The sequence below is a fragment of the Microbacterium sp. 69-7 genome (assembly GCF_001897985.1).
Taxonomy (GTDB): Bacteria; Actinomycetota; Actinomycetes; order Actinomycetales; family Microbacteriaceae; genus Microbacterium; species Microbacterium laevaniformans.
The window spans coordinates 40,950-41,552 of sequence record NZ_MKRU01000100.1 but is presented as its reverse complement, the minus strand read 5'-3'; positions in this window follow the sequence as shown (position 1 = coordinate 41,552).

Below are 603 nucleotides of genomic sequence, written 5' to 3'. Positions count from 1 at the left end.
CGAAGGAGGTTCTGTGGTGTAACGTGAACATGCGATCCTCGGGGAGGCACGCCGGAAGGAAAGAACAATGTTGCTCACGAGATCGAGGCGTGCGGGAGTTGGTTTGTTGGCCGTACTCGCTTTGAGCGGATGCGCTACTACGCCGCGCGGACCAGGGTACGTCTATTACCGCGTGCCCTGCACGACCCCAGGTTCGATAGCTGCGGAGCCGATTGCACCCGTCACCAGATCGCCGTCGCCGCCTCCCGCCACCCCGACTGAAGAAGGTGTGAAGGCGGCGCCGACCTGCCTGCTTGTCCTCTCTCCGGCGGTAGCCTCGCGCGGCTATTACCCCGCCGGTTATTACGGCCAACCCTATTTTGGCGCCTTCGGCTACGGATCTGCGTTCGTTGGCCTCGGGTATCGATCGATCGGTCACGGATCACGCGGCCATCACCGCATAAGCGGTGGCCATCATAATTCCGGACACGGCTCAGGCCACCATTGACAATTCCCGGCGCTAATCCTCTGCGCGGTGCCGTGCAATGATCGCAAAGCACTACTCTTCCGGCAGATCTTCGACGCTTTCCCGGCCATCGTCATCCGGCTGCGGAAGTTGTTCCG